Here is a 10,588-nt window from a genome sequence, read left to right as displayed (position 1 = left end):
TTTCCTTTTTGAAAATTACTGAATTTTTGAAAACGCTGGGTGCCTATTCCAGTGGTGTTTACCTGTTGCATACCTTGATCATGGGTCCTGTTCGGATTACTCTATTGCACTTGAACTTATTGAACAGCCAAGATTTTCTCATCGGGGCAGTAGTTACTTGTAGTGCCGGATTGTTATTGCCTATTGTCGTTCAGAAAAGAATAATCAATCAAGTTCCATTAGTTCGTAGACTCATTCTGGGGGATAGATAATACTGCGTCATTGAGGTTGTAGTAAAAAACCGCCTGGGTGGATATGTGGAAACTTTTCAACTGCTAAAGCATTTCTAAATCAAAAAATAATATTTTCATAACTAAACCCAAACACGTTGCAGTTACTTTCGCCAATGATCGCATTAATTGAAGAATTTACGAACAGCACTCCTCTTCTTAAAGCAAGCTTAGTTTCTCAAAATCAATAATTCTAAGGTGAAAAAAGATGAGGCAACCAGAAGTTATAATTCCCACATACGGCAACAATTTATTTTATAAATACTCTGGGGCATTGATCCTTATAGCCAACAAGTTGAAGCATGAAATAGAGGGCTATAAAACCCCACGAACTTTTCCGATAAAACAGTTTGGAAGAGCGGCTGATTATGACATCAAGGTTGTGAAGCACTGGCTGGAATGGCTATCTTTTTATGCAAATAAGAAAACCAACCTGAGCGGCAAACAAGTTCTTGAACTTGGTCCTGGGGCGGATCTCGGAGTGGGCTTGTACCTCTTGTTTATCGGGGCGGATAGGTACAATGCCATAGATATACATAATCTGGTTAATACTGTTCCGGATGGGTTGTATTCGGAGCTTTTTAAAAAAATACGCTCATTGGCCCTGGCTGAGGATGTGGTTGATATCAATTTTCTCAGGGAGCAGCTTGCCAAAACAAAAGCAGGCACCCCGGACAAATTAAACTATGTGCATTCGGCAAAATTTGATTTTAGCACCTTTCAGGAACACTCTATTGACCTTGTCGTCAGTCAGGCCGCCTTCGAACATTTTGAAGATATGGACCAGACGTTCCATGACCTGGAAAGAATAGTAAAAAGCGGATCACAACTTGTTTCTGTTATTGACTTGAAAACTCACACCAGATGGATTCGGGACAAAGATCCCTTGAATATCTACAGATACAATGATTTTTTCTATAACCTCTGCCGGTTCAAAGGATCTCCCAATCGTCTGAGGCCACGTGACTATAAAAATATTGCCACACGCTATGGGTGGAAAGACATCGTAATATACCCCGAGTTAGTGCTCGATAAAGATTATGTCAAATACGTAAAAAATAGCCTTTCAACACAATTTAATAATGACTCCTCGCAAATGGAATACCTGTCGGTTGTACTCTGTGCAACAAAACGATAACCAGTTACCCATCCATGCTGAACCTGCGCAGCATCCAAATTAAAAAAAAACATTTTCATAACCGAAACCTAACACACACGAAGTAATGTCAGTTCGGTCAACTCAATTGATTTATTTAACAAATCTCAAACTGAGCAATTTTATGGAAGCCTGTCTCATTGTTACCTACCGCTGTAACGCTAAGTGCTATATGTGCAACACCTGGCAGCACCCGACCCGGAAGGATGAAGAATACACGCAAGACTTGGTTACGAAGCTGCCCGCCGACCTTGAGTTCATTAACATAACAGGCGGCGAACCATTTTTAAGAAGTGACATTGAGGGGATAATCGACGCAGCGCTTTATAAAACCAAGCGACTGGTAATCAGCACCAATGGCTACTTTACTGACCACATCATCCAGGCTGCTGAAAGGTTCGGAAATAAAATCGGGATCCGTATTTCCATCGAGGGATTACCTGCAGCAAATGATGAACTGCGTGGAATTAAAAACGGTTTTGACCACGGCATTCGAACTCTCACTACTCTTCAGGGTATGGGGATCAAGGATATCGGTTTTGGGATTACGGTTTCGGATCGCAATGCCGGTGATATGATTGAACTCTTCCGGTTGGCCAACGCTATGGGGCTTGAGTTTGCCACAGCGACCACCCACAATTCCTTTTATTTTCACAAAGATGATAATGGGTATCAGGATCGGGAAAAGGTTGCTTCAGCTTTTGAGGAAATCGCCAAGGAACTGCTCAAGACCAATAAACCTAAAAACTGGTTCCGGGCCTATTTTAACATGGGGCTGGCTAACAAAGTGCGCGGAAATCCACGGTCGCTGCCTTGTGAGGTAGGAACCGATATGTTTTTCGTTGACCCCTTTGGCAACATCTTACCGTGCAACGGTTCAGATGAACCCATGATTATGGGAAACCTGCATTGTCAAAGTTTTAAGGAAATATGGAACAGCGAGCAGGCTGAGAAAATCCGCAGCAGGGTGGCTGGCTGCGAGAAGCAATGCTGGATGATTGGTTCTGCAGCCCCGGCCATGAAGAAGCGCCTTGCCGTTCCAGTAAAATGGGTGTTGAAAAATAAGTTTAAGGTCTTTAATGCCGGTGGTAATGAGGTACTGCTCACTCCCATAACCTGTGTATAGAAATCTTGCTTACCAGTGAAAAATATTAATGCAAATATCTTAGTGCAGGATAACAGGCTGCAAAAAAAATGAAAATATTCGTAACCGGCACCAGAGGGATTCCAAACATCCCCGGAGGCATTGAGACCCACTGCCAGAATCTTTATCCACTGATTGCTGATAAAGGGCATGAAGTGTTCATAGCAACCCGGAGTTCCTATGCCACAACTGATGTAAGCGAATGGAAAGGTGTACACCTTGTCCAGCACTATTCCCCAAGAAAAAAAAGTTTTGAAGCTATTGTCCACACCTTTCTTGCCATTGCCAAGGCTCGCCTGATAAACCCCGATGTGGTTCACATACACGGAGTAGGGCCGGCACTGCTAACCCCCTTAGCCAGACTTCTCGGCCTTAAGGTTGTCTTTACCAGCCATGGTCCTGATTACGACAGGCAGAAGTGGAGTCCAATTGCCAAAAGAATGCTTCGATTAGGTGAATACCTGGGAGGGAAATTTGCCCATGAAGTAATTGTTATCTCCAGGGTGATTGCAGAGGGCATCCGCAAAAACTGCGGCAGGGAAAGTAATCTTATCTATAATGGTATGACTCTGGCGACAAAAGCCACTTCAACTGCTTTCCTGGAAAAAAACTGCATCCGGCCAGGGAACTATATCCTTGCAGTCGCCCGATTTGTGCCGGAAAAAGGGCTGCACGACCTCATCGAAGCCTTTTTTCGCATAGCAGGAGACACCCAGCTTGTTATTGCCGGTGATGCCGACCATGAGACAGAATATTCCCAAAAGCTGAAACTCCAGGCCCGGAAAGATGATCGCGTTATTCTTACAGGTTATATTTCCGGTGATAGCCTCAATGAAGTCTTTTCCCATGCCAGGCTCTTTGTGCTGCCGTCCTATCACGAAGGTTTGCCCATAGCCCTTCTTGAGGCCTTAAGTTATGGCCTTCCTGCGCTTGTTTCCAATATTCCGGCTAATGTAGAAATCGGCCTACACGATGAGCAATATTTTAACGTCGGAAATGTCCAGGACCTTTCTGACCAAATAAAGGGAATACTGTTGCATGAGATGGAAGAGAGCGAAAAAGAGCAGCTTCCTCAGCTGCTTGCTGAAAAGTATAACTGGGAGACAATTGCCCGGCAGACAATAGAAGTATACCGAAAGGCCATTGGAGTCTCCTTGCCCATCAGGCATACCACGGAAAAAAGAGTACACGAATTATAAGCCGGGCTACAAACCCCGGTCTACACTATATTTTATTATTTAATTTAAACGGTTATTAATGAGGGTCCCATGACATCAAAATCATACTCGATTTTTAAAATTCTCCTGATCGGCACAATAATTTTGAATCCATTCTCTGCCTTTTCTCAGGAAGAGAACAAAGAGGCATCTGCTTCAAACCAAGCCGAGGTGGCGCAAAAAAAGCTCGTCCGGGTGAGTACTTTAAATTCCGTTGAGGCGAATCAGGAGTTTCAGCGGAACGTCCAGGTCCTCCAGGCCCATCGGCAGCGGGCGATGCAACTCCAGTATCAGTTGGAACAGGCTGAGTCCCAAAGCCTGAAAGAAAGCCTGCAGGAAGAGTTGGATCTTGCACTGAAAACACTTGCTGAAAGCAATAAAAAGATGACCGAGGCTTACGGCTTTTCACTTACCAGGGATTACGTTCTCGTTGTGGAAAAAGCCCATGTTTACATGGCCGTCTCCGCAGAGGAACTGGTGGAGATTGAAAAGGAGCGCGCCCAAAAGGCAGAAGAAAACCAGTAAATCAAAGAGACCACCGACCCCCTGCGATATCCAAACGACTTGTGAAGTGTCGTGCGAGTCGCGATCAGCTCTAATTATGACATGATATGCGAAGAATTGAGTTAACCAAAATTTACACCAAAACAAATCAAATCTTAATCGACAGTAAACACAATTTTAACAACTGAAGGGTAAAAGGACTCTCTTAGTGCAATGCTGGTCCTTCCGACAGAAGTCTGGGGCTGCTATCGACTATTGCCGACACTTGAGGGTTCCGGCATTGTTAAAATCTCTCTGATAATGGTATAAAATGAGCACTGCTACCTTTCATAAAAATCAATTTCTGCCCCAATTCTTTTTTATCGGGGCTATACTTATATCTTTTGTTGCCGGATTCTGGACTTCGCTTGCAGAGTTACTAATTCGTTGGGATTCCGGTGACAACAGCTATGGGTATCTCGTTATTCCCCTCTTCGTTTACCTATGTTGGGAAGAGCGCAAAACTTTCCATTTTGAAAAATTTACTATCAATCCTTTCGGCACTATCCCCATACTCCTTGCTCTGGGTCTGATCTTGATCGGGGAATTCGGTTCAGTGGAAACCCTCGTCTATGCTGGGATGTGGGGCTGTATAGTAGGAACATTTTTCTTCCTCTACGGCTGGCGGTGCCGCCCCCTCATATTCAGTTTCATTGTGCTGCTGTTCATTATCCCCCTGCCGCCTTATATAAATAATATGCTGACTTTTAAGCTGAAAATTCTTGCCAGCAACCTCTCCGTAGATCTGCTGCGTCTTTCAGGGGTGAAGGTATTCCTTGAAGGAAATATTATTGATCTCGGTGCCAGCAAACTCCAGGTGGTTGATGCCTGTAGCGGCTTACGCTATGTGATGCCGATGTTTCTTATGGCCCTTTTACTTGGCCACCAGTTCACTGCTATTTTCTGGAGAAAACTATCTCTTGTTGTCTTGGTTCTGCCTATATCCGTTACTATCAATGCCTTTCGCATCTATGCCACCGGCATGCTGACGGAGTGGGGATATCCCGAACTTGCTGAAAACTTTTTTCATGACTTTGCAGGAATGGTTATTTTTCTCCTGGGAGGGGCTGCATTACTGCTTTTCGTCCTGCTTGTTAATAGATTATTTCCCCCAAACCACACAGCCAGGATGCCGGGCCATGATTTCAAAGGCAAGGTGAGTACGAAACGTCACCTTGCCTTTGCCTCCATGGCGATCAGTATACTTTTTGTTCTTGGCAGTTTTGTCCTGAACAGCTACTCAAAGACAATTATTATTCCGGACCGCACGACATTTGAGCAGTTTCCGACCGAACTGGCCGGTTGGCAGGGTACAAAGATTATCCTGTCGCAAGAAATTCTGGACCAGCTTTGGTCAGATGATTATGTCAACATTGCTTTCACCAATCCCGGTAAAGCAAACCGAATCTTCTTGCTGATCCCCTATTACGAGTATCAGGAAACCCGGCACACCGCCCACGCCCCGGAGTCATGTATGCTTGGTGGCGGCTGGTCAATACTGGCGTCCGCGAAAACAGTCATAAAACCTACCGGCGGCGAGAGTGTGCCGGTTATGAAGTCGCTTATGCAGAAAGGGGACCACAAACTGATAAGCATTTATTTCTTCTTGCAGCGTGGCAAGGTTATCACCAGCCCCTGGATGAATAAGTTCCATCTCATGCTTGGCGCCATGAGCGAGAGGCGCACCGACGGCGCCCTGGTCCGGATTGAAATGACAGTCTCTCCCGGCCAGTCCCTGGAGGAGGAATATGTTGAACTCCAGCAGTTTTTCAGTGCCATGTGGCCTTTGCTGCCTGACTATATTCCCAATTAAACTCTTATATATAATGAAACAGCTTACGAGTGCCGGAACAAAATGATCCAGCAACAAGTATATATACTCAATACGTTCTTGATGGTAGCTGATGCCCTGTGCATAATAGTCTCTGCCTATGCGGCCTATTATGCCGACCTGTTTTTTCTTGAAGAATATACGCCTTTGAATGGATACTTTTTTCTGATAACCATCCTTTCCGTCATGTTCGTCAACAACTATTTCATGGGTCGATTCCACCTCTACAGCGAGATCTCCCATCCAACGATGGCTAGTCTTGTTCAGGCTATTTTCAAGTCAGTTGCCGTCGATTTTGTCTTGTTGACGGCAGCTGTATTTCTTCTTGGTTTTACCGAATTCAGTAAGACCTTTCTCTGGATTTTTGCCTTTTATACCTTTCTCATCATTCTTGTTGTCAGGGTGAGTGTACGTTTCTATGTCACCAAGATATCCAGAGACGGATACAATTCAAGAAAAATACTGGTTGTGGGGGATTCAGACCGCGGAAAGCTTGTTACTTCCGCTCTGGAAAATCAGTTGAGCTGGGGGCATGCAATTGTCGGCCACCTGAATGTCGGTGCCTCTAAAGACGTTATAAAGCAAGGGGATGAGGCGGCTGCCCTGCTGCAGCAGCTGAAAACTAAAGCAATTGATGAGGTGCTTTTTGTCCTGACCAGGACCAGTACGGTAGATTTGAACCAATGCCTCAACATCTGCCGGAAGATGGGAGTGCCTGCCCGAATTCTGCCAAGTCTCTGGACGCCGGAAGGCAATACCTTGACGGTAGAGGAGATCCAAAACATCCCTTTTCTGAATCTACGGGTTGATAATTTTGACGCCCAATGCTTGATGTGGAAAAGGTTGCTCGATGGGGTCGGGGTAATTGTCGGGGTGAGTATATTTTTTAGTCTCTATCCCTTTGTTGCTATCGCCATCAAGCTGGACTCTCCCGGGCCTGTGCTGTTCGGCCAGCAGCGCAAAGGCAAACACGGGAGAACCTTTAAACTCTATAAGTTTCGAACCATGTGTCAGGACGCCGAGGGGATGAAAGATCAGCTTCGAGAAAAAAATGAGATGAAGGGGCACATGTTTAAGCTGACTGAGGACCCGAGAATAACTCGTGTCGGCAGGTTTCTTCGGGAAACATCCATAGATGAAATTCCCCAATTTATAAACGTCATCAAGGGGGAGATGAGCCTGGTCGGCACCCGCCCGCCAACCCTGGATGAAGTGGAAAAATACCAGCCTGAGCATTTAAAGCGGATTTCAGCCAAACCGGGCATAACCGGAATGTGGCAGGTCTCCGGCCGCAATCGGATCAAGGACTTTGACAAAGTGGTCGAATTGGATTGCCAGTATCTTGACACCTGGAGCCTCTGGGGCGATATCAAAATAATTTTCAAAACAGTTTTTGTTGTGCTGCAGCGCAAGGGCGCGGTCTGAAACCTTTCCGGCGGCGCAACACCACAATCACAACACCAATAGAGCAATTCAGGAGAATCCGATGAAAAAGAAAATGTATAAAAACTGGCGCCTACTGCTGGCACTGACTGTCCTACTTGTGACCGCAGTCTCCTGCTCAAGCCCGGAGCAGAAAAAATTGAGTTTTTATACGAGCGGTACGGAGCTTTTTGAACAGCAAGACTTCGGCAAGGCAAAACTTGAATTCCGCAACGCCTTGCAGCTCGATCCCAAGTATGCGGATGCCTTCTATATGCTGGGAAAAGTGGCGCTGGAGGAGGAAGAGCCCCGGGCAGCGTACGGAAATTTCCTAAAGGTCATTGAACTCAATCCGGACCATCGTGATGCCAAAGTTCAGTTGGCAAAAATTTTTCTGGCTACACGGGATCTCAAATCAGCGCAAGATCATATCGATACAGTCCTGGCGGCAGAGCCCCAGCACGATGATGCCCTGCTCGTCAAAGCGACCATTTTGATTATTGAGAAAAAAAACGATGCCGCTGTTGAAATACTTCAAAAATTGCTCCAAAAGCCAGGAGCTACCAAAGAGGCCTATGAGCTTTTGTCAATTGCCTATAATGGGATGCAGCAGAAAGAGCAGGCCGAACAAACACTCAAGGCGGCTGTCGCTGCCTTTCCGGATTCTATCTCCACCTGGCGCCTGCTGGCAAACAACTATTTAGGAAAGAAAGAAAAAGACAAGGCCATCGCGGCCCTGGAAAAAATTGTCGCAATTGACCCGGATCTGCTGGAGAGCCGCCTGGAAATTGCCACTATTTATTTAGCCTCAGATGAAGAAGAAAAAGCACTCGCACTCCTTGATAAGGCCTCACTTGTTGCCCCAGAGAAAGAAGAGAACTGGATTAAGATTGCCAACTTCCTGCTTGCCAAGTCCATGATGGAAAAGGCAGAATCCATTTTGCAGACCGGTCTTACTCATAACCGTGCCAGTTTTCTTCTGCGCTTCAAAATAGCCGAGTTATATGTTGCCCAGAATCGAATCGACGACGCTATTGCTCTTGTTAAAGAGTGTTTAACGCTTACAAAAGACCAGCAGGACCCTAACATCAGTCAGGCCCATAATAATCTCGCCCACATATTTTTAAAAATTGGTGAAATAGACAAAGCTTCCGAGGCTGTTAAGCAGGCCCTTGAAAGTAATACTAAAAGTGTGGAGGCGCACTTCACTCAAGGAAATCTCTACCTTTTCGAAGGGCGTCCTGAAGATGCCATCGCCGAGTTCAGAATTGTCCAGGAGGAAAAATCTGATTTTATTCCCGGACGAATTCGTTTAGCGCAGGCCCATATGCGCAATAATCAGCCGCAGCTGGCAAAAGACACCCTGCAGCAGGCCCTGAAAGAATCTGCTTATAACCTGCAGTTGGTGCAAGCCCTGGCTAAGCTTCACGTCATTGAAGAAAATGTTGGTGAAGCTATTTATCTGTATCGTAAACAGATCAAAAAAAATCCAGATGATCTTCGCAGTCGGGCAGAGTTGGGGGATCTGTATCTTTTGTCTAAACAGCATGATCAGGCAATTAAAATATTTGAAGAGATAAAGAGTGCCTCACCGGATATCCCGGCTGGATATATAAAAGTCGCGCAGCTACATGCCTCTGAAGGCAAACATGCCAAGGCTGCAGCCGTTTTAAAAGAAGGACTCGCTGTCCAGCCGGACTCAACCGCGCTTATTGAACAACTTGTGCAGGCCTATATCCAGGATGGTCAAAGCGACAAGGCCAGGGCTTTTTGTCGCAAACAGATTACGAGAAACCCGGAAAACCCCTATCCCTACAATCTTCTCGGCAGTATCCAGATGCGCGAAAAGGATTTTGCCGGTGCGCTGGAATCGTTTCGTAAGGCCGTTTCTTTAAACGAGCAGTGGCTGACTCCCCTCAATAATCTCGCAACGGTACTGCTGATCCAGGGTAAAAAAGAAGAGGCGGTGAAGAATTTTCAGGCCTCACTAACAAAAAATCCAAAAAATACGGCGCTCTATCAAGTATTGGGCCAGCTTTATGAGCAGGAAGGGAGTTGGCAAGAAGCCGCGGTTCTATATGAAACAGGCCTCAAAGAGCTGCCGACGGAATGGTCACTGTTCAACAATTTCGCCTATTTGCTGGGTCAAAATGCCAATTCTGCCGAAGATTTTCAGCGGGCCCTGGCCTTGGCTAAAAAGGCACTGCGGCTTAAACCCGATTCGCCTCTTGTGCTGGACACCATCGGCTGGATTCTCTATCAGATGAAAGATTATCCCCAGGCCAACACCTATCTGGAAAAAGCACTGGCCAACAATGACAATGCCCCGCCTGAGATACAATACCATCATGGCATGGTGCTTTACGAAAGCGGCCAAACTGCCGAGGCCATCCGGGCGCTTAAGCTCTCCCTGGCCGGGGAGCAGGTTTTTCGTGGCAGAGATGAGGCGCAGGCTCTTTTGAACAAGTTACTTACGCAAGGGTAGTCTGATATTGATATCCATAAATCAAGGACCGCTAAAACATTCACAAATCGGGTCCGTACATTCTTAAATGCCAAAGGAAAAACAGATGCGCAGAGTAGTTTTGATTATACCGTTTCTATTCATCTTGGTCCTGATAAGCCACCACGTCTGGGCTGATGCCGGTGCCTTGCCGGAAACAAGTCCGTCGTCTGGCTCTGGCACCGCACCATATTGCATTGGTCCTGGTGACATACTCGAAATTACAGTATGGGAAAATGCCGACTTGAGCCGACAGAGGTCTGTCCTGCCTGATGGGACAATTACTTTACTATTGCTCGGCAGTTTCGTGGCGGCGGGTAAAACCGTTACCACCCTTGGCCGCGAGCTGTCTGAGAAACTTATCCAATTTGTGCTTGATCCCATTGCCACGGTCAGTGTTCTCCAGCCGAACAGTTTGAATATCTATGTTATCGGCAAGGTCCATAATCCCGGCAGATTTCAGCTTGTCGGTTCTGTGGATGTTTTTAAGGCCCTTGCCATGG

The 10,588-nt window shown here is 46.1% G+C and carries 8 protein-coding genes; all 8 read left to right on the top strand.

Annotation, left to right across the window (positions count from 1 at the left end; translation table 11 throughout):
- The first annotated feature begins 477 nt into the window (after nucleotides 1–477).
- Complete coding sequence (locus HQK80_13045; protein ID MBF0223130.1) at nucleotides 478–1,407, top strand: methyltransferase domain-containing protein; 930 nt, start codon at nucleotides 478–480, stop codon at nucleotides 1,405–1,407.
- A 142-nt stretch (nucleotides 1,408–1,549) separates the two neighbouring features.
- Entirely contained in the window at nucleotides 1,550–2,551 is a 1,002-nt protein-coding gene (locus tag HQK80_13040; GenBank protein ID MBF0223129.1) for a radical SAM protein, read from the top strand.
- A 68-nt stretch (nucleotides 2,552–2,619) separates the two neighbouring features.
- A complete protein-coding gene (locus HQK80_13035; protein MBF0223128.1) occupies nucleotides 2,620–3,768 on the top strand; it encodes a glycosyltransferase family 4 protein in 1,149 nt (382 codons plus the stop codon).
- 69 nt (nucleotides 3,769–3,837) lie between these two features.
- Complete coding sequence (locus HQK80_13030; GenBank protein MBF0223127.1) at nucleotides 3,838–4,311, top strand: hypothetical protein; 474 nt, start codon at nucleotides 3,838–3,840, stop codon at nucleotides 4,309–4,311.
- Between the two features lie 289 nt (nucleotides 4,312–4,600).
- A complete protein-coding gene (gene xrtD / locus HQK80_13025; protein MBF0223126.1) occupies nucleotides 4,601–6,142 on the top strand; it encodes a VPLPA-CTERM-specific exosortase XrtD in 1,542 nt (513 codons plus the stop codon).
- A 42-nt stretch (nucleotides 6,143–6,184) separates the two neighbouring features.
- A complete protein-coding gene (locus HQK80_13020) occupies nucleotides 6,185–7,585 on the top strand; it encodes a sugar transferase (protein ID MBF0223125.1) in 1,401 nt (466 codons plus the stop codon).
- 61 nt (nucleotides 7,586–7,646) lie between these two features.
- Nucleotides 7,647–10,067, top strand: a complete 2,421-nt coding sequence (locus HQK80_13015) for a tetratricopeptide repeat protein (protein ID MBF0223124.1) — start codon at nucleotides 7,647–7,649, stop codon at nucleotides 10,065–10,067.
- Nucleotides 10,068–10,152: 85 nt separating this feature from the next.
- A partial coding sequence (locus HQK80_13010; protein ID MBF0223123.1) for a polysaccharide biosynthesis/export family protein occupies nucleotides 10,153–10,588 on the top strand: 436 nt, incomplete at its 3' end.

The sequence above is a fragment of the Desulfobulbaceae bacterium genome (assembly GCA_015231515.1).
Lineage (GTDB): Bacteria > Desulfobacterota > Desulfobulbia > Desulfobulbales > VMSU01 > JADGBM01.
The sequence above is the reverse complement of the archived record's forward strand: the minus strand, read 5'-3'. Positions and strand labels throughout refer to the sequence as shown.